The organism is Nostoc sp. JL33, assembly GCF_017114985.1.
GTDB lineage: Bacteria > Cyanobacteriota > Cyanobacteriia > Cyanobacteriales > Nostocaceae > Nostoc.
In genome coordinates this window covers 25200-41896 of the sequence record NZ_JABXKP010000097.1, presented here as the reverse complement: position 1 = coordinate 41896, position 16697 = coordinate 25200, and the positions used below count along the sequence as shown (strand labels likewise).

Annotated in this window: 12 protein-coding genes; 9 read left to right on the top strand and 3 right to left on the bottom strand. The window is 39.6% G+C overall.

The window, feature by feature from the left end; genetic code table 11:
- The first annotated feature begins 451 nt into the window (after positions 1 to 451).
- From glmM to HWQ23_RS29210, 9 genes are all read left to right on the top strand, one after another.
- Positions 452 to 1924: a phosphoglucosamine mutase gene (gene glmM / locus HWQ23_RS29250; RefSeq protein ID WP_292836623.1), complete on the top strand. Its 1473-nt coding sequence runs from the start codon at positions 452 to 454 to the stop codon at positions 1922 to 1924.
- A 310-nt stretch (positions 1925 to 2234) separates the two neighbouring features.
- Complete coding sequence (gene hpsL, locus HWQ23_RS29245) at positions 2235 to 3887, top strand: hormogonium polysaccharide biosynthesis protein HpsL (protein WP_292836772.1); 1653 nt, start codon at positions 2235 to 2237, stop codon at positions 3885 to 3887.
- A 201-nt stretch (positions 3888 to 4088) separates the two neighbouring features.
- A complete protein-coding gene (locus tag HWQ23_RS29240; RefSeq protein ID WP_292836620.1) occupies positions 4089 to 5207 on the top strand; it encodes an acyltransferase family protein in 1119 nt (372 codons plus the stop codon).
- A gap of 58 nt (positions 5208 to 5265) precedes the next feature.
- Complete coding sequence (hpsN, locus tag HWQ23_RS29235; protein WP_292836769.1) at positions 5266 to 6246, top strand: hormogonium polysaccharide biosynthesis glycosyltransferase HpsN; 981 nt, start codon at positions 5266 to 5268, stop codon at positions 6244 to 6246.
- Between the two features lie 53 nt (positions 6247 to 6299).
- Positions 6300 to 7475, top strand: a complete 1176-nt coding sequence (hpsO, locus tag HWQ23_RS29230; protein WP_292836617.1) for a hormogonium polysaccharide biosynthesis glycosyltransferase HpsO — start codon at positions 6300 to 6302, stop codon at positions 7473 to 7475.
- Between the two features lie 35 nt (positions 7476 to 7510).
- Positions 7511 to 8689 (top strand): hormogonium polysaccharide biosynthesis glycosyltransferase HpsP, encoded by a 1179-nt coding sequence (hpsP, locus tag HWQ23_RS29225; protein ID WP_292836614.1) that lies wholly within the window; start codon positions 7511 to 7513, stop codon positions 8687 to 8689.
- Positions 8690 to 8737: 48 nt separating this feature from the next.
- Positions 8738 to 8902: a hypothetical protein gene (locus HWQ23_RS29220; RefSeq protein WP_292836611.1), complete on the top strand. Its 165-nt coding sequence runs from the start codon at positions 8738 to 8740 to the stop codon at positions 8900 to 8902.
- Positions 8903 to 9171: 269 nt separating this feature from the next.
- Positions 9172 to 9810 carry a peroxiredoxin gene (locus tag HWQ23_RS29215; RefSeq protein ID WP_292836608.1) on the top strand — a complete coding sequence of 213 codons (639 nt, stop codon included), beginning with the start codon at positions 9172 to 9174 and terminating at the stop codon, positions 9808 to 9810.
- Between the two features lie 388 nt (positions 9811 to 10198).
- On the top strand, positions 10199 to 10777 hold the full coding sequence (locus tag HWQ23_RS29210; RefSeq protein WP_292836605.1) for a hypothetical protein: 579 nt from the start codon (positions 10199 to 10201) through the stop codon (positions 10775 to 10777).
- A 699-nt stretch (positions 10778 to 11476) separates the two neighbouring features.
- Here HWQ23_RS29210 and HWQ23_RS29205 read toward each other — a convergent pair.
- From HWQ23_RS29205 to HWQ23_RS29195, 3 genes are all read right to left on the bottom strand, one after another.
- Positions 11477 to 12151 (bottom strand): DUF305 domain-containing protein, encoded by a 675-nt coding sequence (locus tag HWQ23_RS29205; protein WP_292836602.1) that lies wholly within the window; start codon positions 12149 to 12151, stop codon positions 11477 to 11479.
- Between the two features lie 87 nt (positions 12152 to 12238).
- Positions 12239 to 14461 (bottom strand): dynamin family protein, encoded by a 2223-nt coding sequence (locus HWQ23_RS29200; protein WP_292836600.1) that lies wholly within the window; start codon positions 14459 to 14461, stop codon positions 12239 to 12241.
- Positions 14462 to 14599: 138 nt separating this feature from the next.
- Entirely contained in the window at positions 14600 to 16681 is a 2082-nt protein-coding gene (locus HWQ23_RS29195) for a dynamin family protein (RefSeq protein ID WP_292836598.1), read from the bottom strand.
- Positions 16682 to 16697 lie beyond the last annotated feature (16 nt).

The following is a 16697-nucleotide window of genomic DNA, read 5'->3' as shown; positions in this document are numbered from 1 at the left end:
AAATTTTTTAAGCTGCAATGATTTTGTAGTTTTTTACACCCCAACAAGGCTAAAAAAATAGAACTTTACATTTGAGTATTTTGATTTTTTGTTGTTATTAGCTGAATTTTGCTTTCATTCTCAGCTTTGGTGAAAAACACTTGTGATTAAATAAGGATAATATTTATTACAGTTTGTTCTTTGCTAGTAACATTGCAAACTGGATAAAAATCAAGATTAAAGTTGAGGGCGTAAAAGGAATAATTAGCTAAGATATGGAGACTTTACTGATAATGTAAAAACCAATATTGACTTTATGAAAATTTGACAATCTAAGAGGCAAAACTTAAGTACTATTACGTAAATGTAGCCTGATCTAGAAAGAATTTCTCAAGAGAAAAAGCATCTCGAAATTGCTGAATAAAGTCTTAAGTGCTATTTTTCAGTGTGATTGTGTGGAGTGTTTAAACATATGGTTTCATCTAGAACTCGGACACCGGGCATTCCTGGGGGTTCTGCCTCCGAAGGTGATGTATTGGGCAAAGGGATTGAGAGTAGTTTTGGGCTGAATTTAATCCCACTACCAGCAAATGCCTTATTTGGTACAGATGGGATTCGCGGACGAGTCGGAGAATTGTTGAGTGCGCCCCTAGCATTACAAGTTGGTTTTTGGACGGGGATTGTTTTACGTAACCATGCTACTCAACTAGGGCCAGTCATTCTCGGACAGGACTCTAGAAACTCCAGCGATATGCTGGCAATGGCTTTGAGTGCAGGGTTAACAGCAGCAGGATTAGAGGTGTGGTATTTGGGATTATGTCCGACTCCTGGCGTTGCCTATCTCACCAGCATCAGTGATGCGATCGGCGGAGTGATGATTTCTGCCAGCCACAATCCCCCAGAAGACAATGGTATTAAAATTTTTAGTGCCAATGGAGGGAAGTTACCGCAAATATTGCAGGCAGAAATAGAAGCCGGACTGCGTGGTAAAATATCACCGATCGCTAGAGTCAGTAATTGCGGACGGCATTACTCACGTTTCGAGTTAGTCGGACATTATAGCGAGGCGTTGAAAAAACCTTTGAACAGTGCCCTAAATCTTCAGGGAATGAAGATTGTTTTAGACTTGGCGTGGGGGGCAGCAGTCGGGTTAGCACCATCAGTATTTACACAAATGGGGGCAGAGGTAATCTGCTTGCATAACGAAGCAGATGGCGATCGCATTAATGTTAACTGCGGTTCCACGCACCTAGATATTCTTGCAGCAACAGTACAAGAACACAACGCCGACATCGGCTTTGCCTTCGATGGCGATGCTGATCGCGTCTTAGGAGTAGACAATACAGGAAGGCAAGTTAACGGCGATTATATTCTCTATCTGTGGGGACGCCAGTTACAACAAAAGCAACAACTGCCAGACAACCTGATTGTATCTACTGTCATGGCCAACTTAGGCTTTGAGAAAGCTTGGCAGCAACAGGGTGGTAACTTGATTCGCACCGCAGTCGGTGACCAATACGTGCAAGCCGAAATGTTGCGGACTGGGGCAATGCTAGGCGGCGAACAATCAGGTCATATTCTTTGCCGTCATTATGCTGTTACTGGAGATGGCTTGTTAACAGCATTACACATAGCAGCTTTGGTGAAAGAGGCGGGTATTTCCCTAGCAGAATTGGTAGATCAAAGTTTCCAGACCTATCCGCAATTGTTGCGAAACGTGCGAGTTATCGATCGCGATCGCCGTTTGGGATGGCAAGATTGCCAACCTCTGCAACAAGCGATCGCTTTAGCTGAAGCTGCAATGGGTGATTCCGGCAGAATTTTGGTTCGCGCCTCTGGCACAGAACCAGTAATCAGGGTTATGGTAGAAGCTGCCAATGCTGAACTCACCAACCACTGGACAAATGAATTAGTGTCGCAAGTCCAGCAACATCTGATGGACTAAATTAGCTATTATCTCAGCTTTTAACCAGTGGCAATTTTTCGTCACAGCTTCTACAAATTAACCAGCCTTGGTTATCTGTAGAAGCTGTGACATTTGTATTTGCATTGTTAGGGCATATCTAGCTAATTTATATTTTGGAAACAGGAGAAAATCTTTTTGATAATTCCAAAAGATTAAGATTTAGCATTTTTAATCGCAAATTATTAAATCAATCAGTTAGAGATCAATTCCGATTGTACGAGTTACGGCAATCCAAAGAAATTTGTCAATTATAATAGATTCTCTGAGGCTGATAGACGACAGCACCACCATGCCAAAATTCAAGTCAAAATCTCAGCAATCTAAAAACTCGAAAAAGCAGGCTAAAAAGGAAACTTCTACCCTTAGCCTTAAAGAAAAGTCAGCCCAAAAGCGCAAAGCAGCCCAAGCACGTAAAGAATTCACTACCTTACTGTTTACCGCCACCTTTGGCAGTGTCTTTGTTGGCATTCTGCTTTTTTTTGTAGCTGGAATTAAAGCAGCAGTTCCTGGTGTCTTGGGGATATTCATCATGTCTTTTTCCTACAAATACCCGCGTCAAGCGCTATATGCCTTCATCATTTACGTACCTATTGGAGGTACTATCACCTACTACTTGGGCAATAGTCCCATACTCCAATTAGCTAAAGATGCTTTTTACGTTCCAGCCCTAATTGGATTTTGGCAGACTTGCCGGAAACAGGGGGTACCCCTAATTATTCCCCAAGGCATTAAAATTCCACTTTATATTGTTTTGGGTTGCAGTCTGCTAACGCTGTTGTTTGTCAATGGTGGACAGCAGTTTAACCCGCCTATTTCGGGACTATTAGAAAAAGCACCCCCAGAAATACCATTAGGTATGGGAATTCTGGGACTGAAAGTATTTTTAGGCTATGTCCCCCTGATTGGTTGTGCTTACTATTTAATTCGCGATAAGCGGGATTTTCTATTTTTATCACGCCTCCAGATTGGTCTGATACTGATTTGCTGTGTGCTGGGATTTATTCAATACCTGTTACTACTAACTGGTGTATGTCAAGGCACTAGAGGTCTTGAAGGAGATGCCTTATTTAGAGCAACACTCGAAGCCAGGTGTTATTTTGGTGGAGCGCTAGTATATAGTCCCGATGAAGGGGTTATTCGCCTACCAGGGACATTTGTAGCTCCTTGGCAGTGGGCATGGTTCTTAATTTCTAGCACCTTTTTTACCTTTGCCACCGGCTTCACCGATCCCTCCCCAATATGGCGGCTGCTCGGTTTAGGTTCTTTAGTGACAGTATTTCTCAATTCTGTCATCTCTGGACAGAGAATCGCCTTAGCTTTAGTACCAATCTGCTTCGGGATTTTGCTATTGCTCACCGGACAAATTGGCAACCTGAAACGATTTATCCCCATAGGCGTGGGACTTGCCTTGATTGTGGGAATTGCGATCGTGACTAACCCTGTTGTCGTGCAAGAGAGAACTGAGAGTTTTACCGGTCGCTGGGAGGCTTCACCACCTCAAGATTTTATCGTCCAGCAATTTGAAGAAAATTGGAAAAACGTAGACGGGCCACTGGGAAGTGGCTTAGGTCGAGCAACTAACTCTACCCGTGTAATGGGTAAAACTAAGCTTGTGGAAACCTACTACCCCAAAGTACTTTATGAAGTTGGAATTTTTGGAGTACTAGCGTTTCTGGCTTTGGTAACAAGTTTAACAATTATTGGCTTTAAAACCTATCGCTCTATAAAGAACCGTAATTTCCGCAGTTACGCAGCAGCTTTGTGGGTGTTTATATTGTTTATTAGCTACAACACCTATTACTATCCTCTAGATGTTGATCCAGTTGCTGTCTATTACTGGTTTTATGCAGGAGTTCTTTTCAAATTGCCGATATTAGATAAACAAGAGAAGGAAGAAGCAGATCCTAAGCAAGCAAGAAAACAAAAACCTCTAATAAACTGACGGGAGATAGTGAAAATACTCCAGTACGCTATCGATGGACAGAAGCTTGCTTGTGTATTAAGCTTAACCAAGGGTTGCTAAATCTTCCTAGTGGCTAAGTCTGGTATCTTTCTAGTTATCAGCAGGTATTAGCTAATAACTAGCCCCTAAAGGTCGAATTGCTGGATATCAAACTAGCATAAACTCCGAGATATCAGATGTATGAATACTCACAGTCAAACAGGTCAAACTAGATTTAATTGGATTGATCAGACAAAAGGATTAGCAATTTTAGCAATTGTTATATTTCATTTTTTTCAAAATTATCCAGAGCGATCGCAACTAATTTCAACTTTAGATAGCAATGGAGCAAAGCTCGGATATGCTGCTGTAGACATATTCTTTTTAATGGCTGGTTTCAATACAAGTTATGCTCTAATCTCCAAGTTTAAAAAAAACCAGCTACCGATTAAAACTAACTGGAAATCATGGCTAATTAAACGCTTGTATAGAATATATCCTGCTTATATACTAGCTGCTATATTAACTTGCGTACTTTATTTTTTCGGAAATATTAAGATTAATTTAAACTTAAATTTCTTCTTATCATTTATAGGTATAGCTGGGATAAAATTCCAATCAATCAACCCTGGCTTTTGGTTTTTTACAGTAATTTTAGAGGCTTATTTACTTACACCATTGATATTTTTATTTTGCAAAAGCAAGCCAAATAAAATATTAATTTTAGGACTTATAGGAGCAATAATAACGAAGTTATTAGCTTTTTACTTTTTGATACGTAATGATACGAATACTTATTTATTTTTTTTACAAAATAATTTTATAGGAAGTTATTTATTTCAGTTTGCTCTGGGACTTTATTGGGGATTTATCTATGCCGAGCATCAAATTTTTAGAAAAATAGATTTTATTGTTGCAAGCATTCTTTTTAGTGTGGGATTTCTTATTTATGCTATCTTAACTATTTTTAAAATAAAATATATATATATGCTAGGTATAGACATCCTGTTTACTCCTTTATTTTTTTTGGTTATTCAAGCATTATTATCACGTCTCGATAAAATAGCTAAAATTGGAGGTATACTAAGCTTTCTTAGTATATTAGGGATTTATTCTTATCAAATTTATCTAATTCATCAACCTTTGTATTTTGTTTTATTACCTAAATTAAATTATGTAATTCAGATAAATAACTATTTGAAGATAGGAGTTTCTTTAATGATAGTGAGTATTTTACTGGCAATTTATGTATTTTCATTTATTAAAATAGAGCGATTCGTCATGAAAATGTTTGGAACAGTCATGAATAAGCAAAATTAGTGTTTCGGATGATTAAGGAAAATTCCAATTACCTTTAGATAAAGTAGTATAAAAAATGATGGCTAATTCCCTTTCAATTTCAGTAGTTATCCCGACTTACGGTCGAGAGGAAGCGCTACGCGATAGCATTGTCGATGTCCTAAAACAGGACTATCCAAATTTTGAAGTTTTAGTTGTAGACCAAACCGCAAAACACCAACCAGAAATTCAAGCCTACCTGGAAGAGATGGCAAAGGCAGGTAAAATTAAATGGTTGCGCTTAGATTGGGCAAGTTTGCCAGGGGCGCGAAATTATGCTGTCCGGCGGTCATCTGGTGAAATAATATTGTTTATTGATGATGATGTGCAGTTAACCCCTGGATTATTAGCAGCCCATGCGAAAAATTATTTGCAAAACCCAGAGGTGGGGGCTGTGGCTGGACGGGTATTTGACAGAATGAAATTGGGTGATTCTGGAGGAGATTTAGAGATTGAATATCTGCCTCCCCAAGCTATGGACCCTGGAATTGCTTGGTATCATATTGATTTAGTACATACCATCAAACCCCAGCAAGTACTGACAGCGAGGGGTTGTAATATGTCTTTTCGCAGCGAAATTTTTACTAAGTACGGACTAAGGTTTGATGAGAGGTTTGGCGGTAGTGCAGTGCGCGAAGAGTCAGATTTTTGTTTACGGGTGCGACAGACAGGGTATAAGATTTGGTACGACCCAGAAGCCCATTTGGTGCATTTAGGCGAAGAAACAGGGGGTTGCCATGATATTAGTATGCGATCGCTCAAATATCAACTCACCTTTTACCACAACCATTTTTTACTGGGGCTGAAAAACCTCACTCCTACTCAAGCTTTACGCCTATACGCCCGTTTATTTGACTGTCACGTTCTCGGACGCCCACCTTGCCATAAAAGCGGTTCCCCGATCAAAATTGCCACTCGCGCTATTTTCTATATTTTGGGTTTTTTCAAAGCCTTGGGTACTGTCATCCAATCAATATGGAACGATGGTCAAATTTATAGTCGGTTGGATGAACAAGTTTAGTCATTGGGCATTGGGCATTAGTTATTTAAAAAAATGACAAATAACAAATAACAATGAAAATATTAGTTGCTAGTCACACTTATATCGTAGACCTCAACTGTGAAAAATTACGCGCTTTATCTCAACTAGAACCGGGAGTTGAAGTGACAGTTGTAGTCCCAAAGCGCTGGAAACCAGGTGGCGTGCAAAACAGAATTATTGAAACTGAATACCGTGATGAAGGCACATTTAGGATAGTTCCAGTTTCTAATTTCAGTCAAAATCATCAGGGACTTCTTACTTTTGGCGCTGGTTTGATATCTTTGTTAAAACAATTTCGTCCCCAAATCATCCAGGTAGAACAAGGATCTAGAGGGCTGGCTTATACTCAGATGATTGCCTTAAATAAACTATTAAGACTCAAGGCAAAAAATGTATTTTTTACTTGGTGGAATCTTCCCTATGAACTGAAATTACCAGTTTCTTTGTTAGAAGAATATAACCTCAACCATAGCCACGGGATCATTTCTGGCAATCAGGATGGAGCAGAGGTTTTGCGGCAACGGGGATATAAAGGGGCAATAAAAGTTATGCCGCAACTGGGTGTAGATGAAAGTTTATTTACTCCTAAAACCCAACCAGAACTAGCAGCTAAGTTGGGTATTGAAAAAGAAGATTTTGTGGTAGGTTTTGTTGGGCGATTTGTGCAAGAAAAGGGTTTATTAACGCTTTTGCAAGCCTTAATTACATTGAAAAATAAACCTTGGAAATTATTGCTGTTGGGACGGGGAGAGTTGCAAACTGAATTAATCAAAATCGCGGCAGAAAACAATATTAAAGAACGAGTAATTTTGATAGAAAGTGTCCCTCATGACGAGGTTGCAAACTATATCAATTTAATGAGTACTTTAGTACTGCCTTCAGAAACAACTTACAAGTTTAAAACCTTAACTTCTGTTGGCTGGAAAGAACAATTTGGCCATGTGCTAATTGAGGCGATGGCTTGCCAAGTTCCTGTGATTGGTTCTGATTCCGGTGAAATTCCCTATGTAATTGGCGATGCTGGTTTAGTATTTCCTGAAGGTGATGCTCAAGCCCTTGCTAATTGCCTAGTTCAATTAATGGATAAACCACAATTTGCTCATACTCTGGGTGAAAATGGTTATCAAAAAGCAATGATTAAATATACAAATAAAGCTTTAGCTAAACAGCAATTAGAGTTTTATCAAGATTTGGTTAATAGTCATTAGTCCTTGGTTATTAACAAATCAAAAATGACAAAAAAATGAAAATATTACAAATTGTCCCCTCAATTTCTCTGATTTACGGCGGACCAAGTCAAATGGTACTAGGGCTTGCTCCAGCTTTGGTAAAAGAGGGAGTGGAAGTTACAATTCTCACAACTGATAGTAATGGCGATAATGGTCAAACACCTCTGGATGTTCCTTTAAATTGCCCAATTAAACAAGATGGCTATGAAATAATTTATTTTCGTTGCGCCCCGTTTCGTCGCTACAAATTTTCTCTAGATTTATTAAACTGGCTAAAACGTCATGCTCACGAGTTTGACATAGCACATATTCATGCTCTATTCTCCCCAATAATTAGTGCTGCTGCTATTGTGTGTCGTCAGCAAAAGCTACCTTATATTTTCCGTCCTTTAGGTACTCTCGATCCGGCTGATTTACGCAAGAAAAAGCAATTAAAACGGCTTTATGTTGCAATTATAGAACGTCAAAATTTAGCTGGTGCCGCAGCTATTCATTTTACCAGCGAACAAGAAGCTAAAATATCAGAACGATTTGGAGTATCTACGCCAGATTTGGTGATTCCCTTGGGTGTAATCCCCCCTCAATCGCCTCTTACAAATGTATGTAGTCAGTTAGGGATACCAAAGGATGTACCGTTGGTGCTGTTTATGTCACGAATTGACCCAAAAAAAGGGTTAAATTTGTTGATTCCAGCGCTAGAAAAGCTATTAGCGGTTGGTTATAAGTTTCATTTTGTCTTAGCTGGAACAAATCCCCAAGATCCAGATTATGAACAAAAGATAATATCCCAAATTCAAAATTCACCACTGCGATCGCACACTACAATTACTGGCTTTGTCACTGGTGAATCCAAAGTTAGTTTACTACAAGCTGCTGATTTATTTGTCTTGCCTTCCTACTACGAAAATTTTGGGATTGCTGTCGCTGAAGCGATGGTAGCAGGTGTACCCGTAGTCATTTCTGACCAAGTGCATATTTGTCAACAGATACGTGATAGTGAGTCGGGTTGGGTAGGCGCAACAAATGTCGAAGCACTGGTAGAGTTACTACAAGAAGCTTTGCAAAATCCCGCAGAACGCCACCGACGGGGATTAAACGCCCAAAAATATGCCTTGGAAAATTTTAGCTGGGATGCGATCGCTCGTCAAACAATCCAAGCCTACCAGGAAATTTTGACGAACAAATTACTTTAACCCAACGCAGACAATAGCAGTTTTTGCCAAATAAGCGCTAGAACTGCTTTGACAACGATATTCGCAATTACAAAACCAATCCCAATCAACATTAATGCTAAAAATAAAAATCCAGCAGTTGAGCCAGAAACAGGTGATATTTTTATTAAAATAGGCAAAGACAAATATTCTGGCGACCAAATTGGAAATATTCAAGATTTTTTATTTGAATAATAGACTCGATGTTGGGTTTCACTTCGTTCTACCCAACCTACGGATGATTAAATTCTATACCCTTTTTGTGGTCTTCTATACTTAGGGCAACCAAACCAAGTCCAGGTGGAGTTTCTAGACTTGTTTGTACACCGTAGCATCCATTATGCGAGAGTGGTGACAACCTAAAATTTTGTTTCAAACCGCCAAAGCCCGATTGGGAAATGGGGGTTTTATGTCATGATGGCATACTAGAATATATATGCCTTTGTAACTACAGGGAATCTCTCATGGCTCTCCGTCTAGGTGACACAGTACCCAACTTTACGCAAGCCTCAACACACGGCGACATCGATTTTTACGAATGGGCAGGTGACAGCTGGGTTGTGCTGTTTTCTCACCCTGCTGATTTTACACCTGTTTGCACAACAGAACTCGGCACAGTTGCCAAGCTAAAACCAGAATTTGACAAGCGCAATGTCAAAGCGATCGCACTCAGCGTTGATGACGTAGAATCTCACAAAGGCTGGGTGGGAGACATCGAAGAAACTCAAAGCACCACCCTTAACTACCCTATTTTGGCGGATGCGGATCGCAAGGTTTCTGAGCTTTACGACATGATCCACCCCAATGCTAATGCGGCTGTGACAGTGCGATCGGTTTTCGTGATCGACCCCAATAAGAAACTCCGCCTGAGTTTCACCTATCCTCCCAGCACGGGACGCAACTTTGATGAACTTTTGCGGGTGATTGATTCTCTGCAATTGACTGATAATTACAGCGTGGCGACACCAGCTGACTGGAAAGATGGAGAGGATGTTGTAATTGTCCCCTCACTCAAAGATCCAGAAGTACTCAAAGAGAAATTCCCCAAAGGTTATAAGGAAGTCAAACCCTATCTGCGGCTAACTCCTCAGCCTAACAAGTAAATCTGAAAATGATTTCGGATATAAAAGCAAAGGCGCAAAGTTATATCTTGGCGTCTTTGTTTCTTTGCGTGAGAATATAGTCAGTTGGTAAAAGTACTACCTTCCCCTAATTCAGTTTGCACCTTCAAACAATTGCCTCAGCGATCGCTAACCCTAATCCAGAATTACCAATTTTACGAGAGCGATCGCTATCAAACATAATTGGCAGCCATCCAGCTTGAGCCTGTGGAAGAAAACTGTTAGGTAGGATTCTCTGAATATCTTATTACCCTTGTAAAGTGCATACGGATACAGTACATACAAATTGCCGTATAATAACCAGTTAGACAAAAAATGTAAATTTTTAGTTACTCTTTAAATTTCTAATTATCACAGCCAAACTGCAAAAATGATTACTATTGGTAAAAGAGTAAAATCAGCTATTGACCATTGGGCGAAAGGTGAGATTGAGCTATCTTTGACTGATGCTTGTATTGCGGTTGATGCAACTTCTATCAAGTACTATAAACTTACCAAATCTTCAGGGAATGAGTATCAACGCTTTCTGAGGGAATTCATGTGGCTGATCACATATTCTGGACTACCTGGACTGATGAGCCAAAATGTAGAAGTTCCACGAGGTAAGCTATTTCTTCCAGGCATTACAGGTGATACTGTTTCTGTAGAACAACTGATTTATTACGTTCTAAGATGTGATTTAGTTCATGCCAACTCAATTGATCCAAATCTGGTCTTTAGTAATCATGTAACTTTAGGAAATGATGGCGATAAACTATTAATTTCCAGCAACATAGTTTGGGGTATTCTTCATTCTGTCATTTTCAATCCTGCTAATGCAGATGAAAAAATTGGCGGAGATTTTTATTGGACTTCAATAACAGATTTTAAAATGTTTATTGATGACTATTGGGGCAAAATACATATTCCCAAAAAAATAATTCAATTTTATACAGGGGTGGTTGTATAGCACAGGTATATCCATATCTAACAATTTGCTTGCATTCGATAAAGGTCAGACAATGCAAGGATTTTGGATTTTAGATTTTAGATTGACCCCAGCAATCAAGTCATACCAATTCTGTATGAAGATGCGCTAAACCATATTTAAGTACAAGAAAGAAAAACGAACCGCGTACTCCTGCGGAGGACAAGCTACAATACGGTTCAGTTAAGGCTAAAACTCCTTCTGAAAATCAATTTTTTTAACGAACCACAGAGGCGCAGAGAACACAGAGAGAAGGAAAAAATGCTTAACTGAACTGTATTGGGACAAGCTACGCGTAGCGTCTCGTAGAGAAGGACGCGAAGGACGCGAAGAAAGAAAGGAAGAAAGAAGTTAAAAGGGTTTGGCGCAGCTTTACAAAGAAATGGTATCAGGGGCAAGTCATTTAATTTTAGATTTTGGATTAAAGAATTATTCCACAAATAAATTCGGGGGCAACTCTTCTCTACGAGAGGCTGCGCCAAAGAGACGCTCTCGCGTTCAGGACTTTTTAAATAATGGAACGCAAGAATCTTCTCTTCTTAGGCAACGCCCAACAATTCCATTTTCCAAAATTTAAAATCTAAAATTCGGTGATGTTCTAATGCATTTCCAAATTTTAACCTGACTACTCGCAAAACACGACCTGCTTTGATTGTCCAAACTACTAATTACGAATTAGTATCACTTGTTATACCAGGTTTTTTGCCACTGCTGCATTTGCTTAATCTCTATATTTTGTGCCTTGATAATTTCTTGAGATAATTGCTTAATTTCAGGGCGCTTAGACTTACTCAAAGCATCTTTTGCCATTGTTACAGCCCCTTGGTGGTGAGGAATCATCGCATTGATAAAGCGCAGATCAAATTCAGCATCAGCTGCACCTAAGTCCTGACTCATCATCATAGTTTTCATTTGGTCAGATGACATTTCCATCATGTGCCCCATTTGACTGTCATAAGCCATTGGTTTATCTCCCGCCTTGGGATACCAAGCTTGCCGCCACCGCTTCATCTGAGTGATTTCTTGGTTTTGCGATTTGATGATATTGTCTGCTAGCTTTTTGATTTCAGGACGTTTTGATTTCTGCTGCGCTTCTTTAGCCATTTCCACAGCCCCTTGATGGTGCGGTATCATAGCATCGATAAATCGTAAATCCAAGTTAGCATCGGCTGGGCCTAAATCCATTGCCATGCTGTGATTCATCTGCTTGTCGCTAGTATTGGTAGCGATTGCGTTTGGGGCTTGGCTTTGGTTCTGGGAAGCAGTATTGGTACAGCCTGTGATTAACCCACCGACTGAAGCGATCGCAGTAAAGGTTAACGCCAAAAAGCCATTCCTCAAAGATAGCAATTGCATAAATCTCACCTAAGACTTCCCTAATTCTAATCAAATTAGTGACAGATGCCCGACTTATTAAAGAAATTGGGGGTCTTGTTTGTCATTTCATTTCTCACTCAAAATCGTGTAAGCTTCATTAACTAAGTGCATTTTATCTTGAGCTTGTTTTTGTAGTTGCGCCTTACCAACAAACAAATCTGGATGCCATTTTTTTACTAAAGTTCGATAAGCCTGCTTTACCTCAGCCTGAGAAGCATTTGCTTGCAATCCTAAAATGCTGTAGGCGCGAGTAATCTTATCTTTTTCCGTCTGCGTTTTTGGTTGATTGGATGCTTCGTTGGTTTGAGTTGTATTTTGCTGTTTGTCAGTTTTAAAACCAGGCGATTGCATCTCTGCTTTCATTCGCGCTATTTCCTCATTGAGTTCCCAATCACGAAATTTAGCCTCCACCTCTTCTTTCCGTGGAGAGGGAGAAGCTTTTGCCTGTGGCGGTGTAAAAACAGATTCTACCTTTACCCCAGTATCCTTAGCAGTATTTTCCTGTTGTTGCTTAACACCAGTATCTTTTTTAGGGGAAGTTTGAACTCTCTCTGGCTGTGGCGAATATTTTCTATTGGTGTTGCTATATTTGGGTATTTCTTTATAAGGTTGATAATTGGAAAGTATTTTAACTTTTTCTAACTCTTGCAGCAACTGATTAAAACCGTTTTGTAACTGCTGCAAACTTTCACGTTTTTTAGTAATTTCTAGCGGTTCTTGACTAAGTTCAAAACAAATTACTTTTTCGGCTTTCTGTTCATATTCAGCCAAAATAGATAACCCTTGACTGCTGAAGCCAGATAAAGAATCTTCAATTGCAGTTATACAAAGTTTAGCAACTTGGTGATGATAAGATTCCTTTGCTAATTGATCGTCTTGTTTTTGGATATTCTTGTTTAGCAAATAAGAAATACTCGCGACGACAGCAGCACCAACTGGCCCGCCTAACAACCAACCAATACCACCACCAACAGCGATAGAACCAGGTTCACTCAAATCATCAGTATTGCTTGGCTTTGAGGGTAATGTTACTTCTGGTTCGCTAGGAAAGGGAATTATTAAATCTTGCGGTCGTTCTTCTTGGAAAAACTCGTAAGCTTGATAAAGCCATTTTACCACAGCAAATTGTAACTGAGTCAGGTCTTTTTTAAGAGTATTTTTTTGCCAAACTTTGAAGTTATTTTCTGCCAATGCAACTGCTGCATCAGCTTGATATTTTGTGAGTAGCTTGGGTAATGCTAGCCAATCGCGTAGCTCTCCGACGCTAGTAGCAAAACCTTTATAAATTAAGTTAGCTGCTTTTTGTTTAATTTCACTTTTAGTATTTTCTTTATCATCAAAGGATTTTATTTCAATAGCAATCGGGTCAATTTTAGCTTTTAATGAGAGTTGGATTTTATAAGCGATCGCTTGCACTCTTGGCAAACGCACACTACTACGATTTGGTTGCAAAATTCCCACAATATTTTGTAAAGCTGTTTCAAAAGCCGCTAAACCGCTACTATTGGCAGCAGCAACATCGCCTTTTAATCTGGCTCTTAAAGCAGGTAAAGCATCAACGCGATATAAATTACTAAAACCTGGAGGCAATTCGGATCGAAAGCTTTCTGCAACAAACACCAGGCGATTTTGAACTTGTTTTTGCTCGTCGGGTTCGAGTAAGTTAAGAAAATTGACAACAAATATAACTGTTTTAATACCGCGATCTAATAACCAATCTCGTAAGTTTTCCCGCTCACCTAAAGTCATTAACTTACGTGCATCTAATAATTGGATGACTAAATCTGCGCTTAATAGTTGTTCTTGGATTAAATTATCTTGTTCATCTCTATCATTTGTTCCCGGTAAATCGAGCAATTCTACACCTGTTTCCAAAAAGGGATGCGGACAAAACACTTCCACAGATGCTACGTCTTTTCGCATCTGCCTATTGCCATCAAGAATTGCAAATTGCTGTAAAGCTTCTGTGCCATTGCGGGATATTTCTGTACCATCTCGCAACATGATGCGAGTTCGCACATCAGAGCCATACTTGACAGTAATCGCCGCGCCTGTGGTAGGAATTAAATCAATTGGTAAGGTACGATTCCCCAACATGGCATTTAGCAAGGTAGATTTGCCATGATTAAACGGGCCAAATACCGCAATCCGAAAGCTAGGATTAACCAGATGATTGCAGACGGTAATTATATCTTGATGCAGTTGCGATTTGCCTTCTAAATTCAGTAACGCAGATGCAGATTTGAGAGAATCTGCTAAATCCTTATAAACTTCATACTGTTGTTTCATAATTCCTCGTTCCCAGCTAGAAGCTGGGAATGCAATTCATTGAGGCTCCGCCTCATATTCTTATGGTTATGGGAGGCGGAGCCTCCAAGTAGGCATTCCCAGCTAGAAGCTGGGAACGAGAGAGAGTAACGAGATATATTAGCTATAGTAAGCTAATAAATTGCTATACGCCGCCTCAATTTTTTGCAACTGAGCTATTACATCTTCCTGTAAGGTTTTTAAACGTTTGAACTCACTCTCACGATTTATTTCGCGGGTTTCTTTCTGCTTGAGCAGATTATCTAATTCAGATTTACGAGATACAATATCATCGTTAATCCGCTTACTCACTTCTCTTTCATAAGAGTCAAAACACTCTTTCACCGCATTGTATACAACCTGAGATTGCTCATGTGCTACTTGCGGTAGATGTTTAACTAACTCTTTTTTAGCAGTTTTAACTAACTCTTTACGTGCTTGATCTGCTTGCAAAAATCCTACTCCCAAACCTAGCAGCGCAAACCCGATGGGGCCAAGAAGAATACCTGTCACTGCCGTAATTATCCCGCCAATGCCAATTACAGTAAAGTAGTTTAACAAGATATTTTTCCAATCAAATCCAGCGCCGGCTAGTGCGAAACCAGCAAGATTTCCGTTAGATATTGATAACAATCCCATTGCCCATTTTGCCCATCCGGGAGAGTTCTCTTCTTCAGCAGTAGTAGTGGTATTTACTTTGACGTTTTGTCCGGTGAGCTTTTCTGTAATTTGGTCTGTAACTTGACTGTAAGACGCGCCATATTGGGCAGCACTGCGAGAAAGTTCTCTAAAAGCTGCATTAATATCTTTTTCAGCAGTTAATGTCCAAGCAGCAGATTTGTCAGTGATATATTGCTCAAAAGCTTTTTGCAGCGCGGTGTTAAATGCTTCTCGTTTACCACTACTGAGAAAATCAAACAGATTTAATTCCGGCTGATAGCGTAAGAAATCGTTTTCAAAGGTATTACCTAAATTTAAAACGTAACTACGAAAAGATTCGGAAATCGTTCTTGCTTGAGTGTCTCTGGTATTGATAATTTCTTTTTGGAATTCATCTCGAATACCTGTGAGTTTGTTAAACTCTGGTTCCACTGAATCAATTCGTTTTTTTAATTCATTTACATCTTGGTCAAGTAATGGTATGCGTCTAGCGACTGCTTCGCGGGTATGATTGCAGGCAAGTCTTGCTAAAGTTCTGACTTGACGGAGTTCTGCGATCGCACGTTCTTTGGTAAGAAAAGTATTAAGCGAATCCATAAACTTCGGAAAGCCAGTCCCCTCTAAATCAGCTTGGGGATTTTTTAACCGTCGTCGGAGTGCTTGAATTGACGAAAGCTCAAACACTCGTTCGTCATAAATATTCTGACCTTCTACGGTACAATATTCTCCTAAATTCGCATTAAATACTTGCCGCAATCTATTCTCAGATGCTTGTAATTCTTCTACATCATCAGGATCAATCAATGATTCCCGCACCTGATCCCAAGCATTAACTAAGAAGAAAACTGTCAATCCTCGACCTTTGATATAATTTTCTAGGTAGCGGCGCTCACCCAAGGTACAAGGTTGAGAAGCTCTCATCACAAACAAAATTGCATGGCAGTTATTTACATAACCCAAAGATAATTCGTTTCGCGCTTCTGTATCATTCAATCCTGGACTATCGACAATTTCAATTCCCTTTTCTAGTAGCGTTAAGGGATACTCAACTACTGCATAATCAACATCGGGAAATGCTTGTTTTTTCTCCTGCTCTAGTTTTTTAGCTTCAGCCGGATCAATGGTATATTTATATTTAAAGTTCTGAAAATCTAGCTGCTGTGGGCTTTTTCCATCATTAAAATGAATGGTAACTTTCTTTTCTGCCCCATAGCGTAAAACTGTTAACACTGCGGTACAAGGGTTAACATCGCTCGGCAATAGGTTTTCCCCAATTAAAGCGTTGAGAAACGTACTTTTACCGCGTTTCATATCGCCCAATACCAAAAGGCGAAATACACCTTGGCGGAGGTTTTTACTAGCTACTGTAATATCTTGAATATCTCGCTCCAAACTGAGTTTTCCTGATGAAGAGTCTCCAGCTAATTCAGCTTGATTAATTGTTTGGGCAAGTTTACTCAAACATACAGACATCTGCGATCGCACTTGAGCAACACGCTCTAAATCTTGGATAAATTTATCAGCTACTACCTGCTCACTCATAATAGTTACACCTTTA

Bases quoted from the DNA above. Each gene is read 5' to 3' on its own strand.
- glmM (WP_292836623.1), top strand. From the start codon at position 452: ATGGTTTCATCTAGAACTCGGACACCGGGCATTCCTGGGGGTTCTGCC.
- hpsL (WP_292836772.1), top strand. From the start codon at position 2,235: ATGCCAAAATTCAAGTCAAAATCTCAGCAATCTAAAAACTCGAAAAAG.
- HWQ23_RS29240 (WP_292836620.1), top strand. From the start codon at position 4,089: ATGAATACTCACAGTCAAACAGGTCAAACTAGATTTAATTGGATTGAT.
- hpsN (WP_292836769.1), top strand. From the start codon at position 5,266: ATGGCTAATTCCCTTTCAATTTCAGTAGTTATCCCGACTTACGGTCGA.
- hpsO (WP_292836617.1), top strand. From the start codon at position 6,300: ATGAAAATATTAGTTGCTAGTCACACTTATATCGTAGACCTCAACTGT.
- hpsP (WP_292836614.1), top strand. From the start codon at position 7,511: ATGAAAATATTACAAATTGTCCCCTCAATTTCTCTGATTTACGGCGGA.
- HWQ23_RS29215 (WP_292836608.1), top strand. From the start codon at position 9,172: ATGGCTCTCCGTCTAGGTGACACAGTACCCAACTTTACGCAAGCCTCA.
- HWQ23_RS29210 (WP_292836605.1), top strand. From the start codon at position 10,199: ATGATTACTATTGGTAAAAGAGTAAAATCAGCTATTGACCATTGGGCG.
- HWQ23_RS29205 (WP_292836602.1), bottom strand. From the start codon at position 12,151: ATGCAATTGCTATCTTTGAGGAATGGCTTTTTGGCGTTAACCTTTACT.
- HWQ23_RS29200 (WP_292836600.1), bottom strand. From the start codon at position 14,461: ATGAAACAACAGTATGAAGTTTATAAGGATTTAGCAGATTCTCTCAAA.
- HWQ23_RS29195 (WP_292836598.1), bottom strand. From the start codon at position 16,681: ATGAGTGAGCAGGTAGTAGCTGATAAATTTATCCAAGATTTAGAGCGT.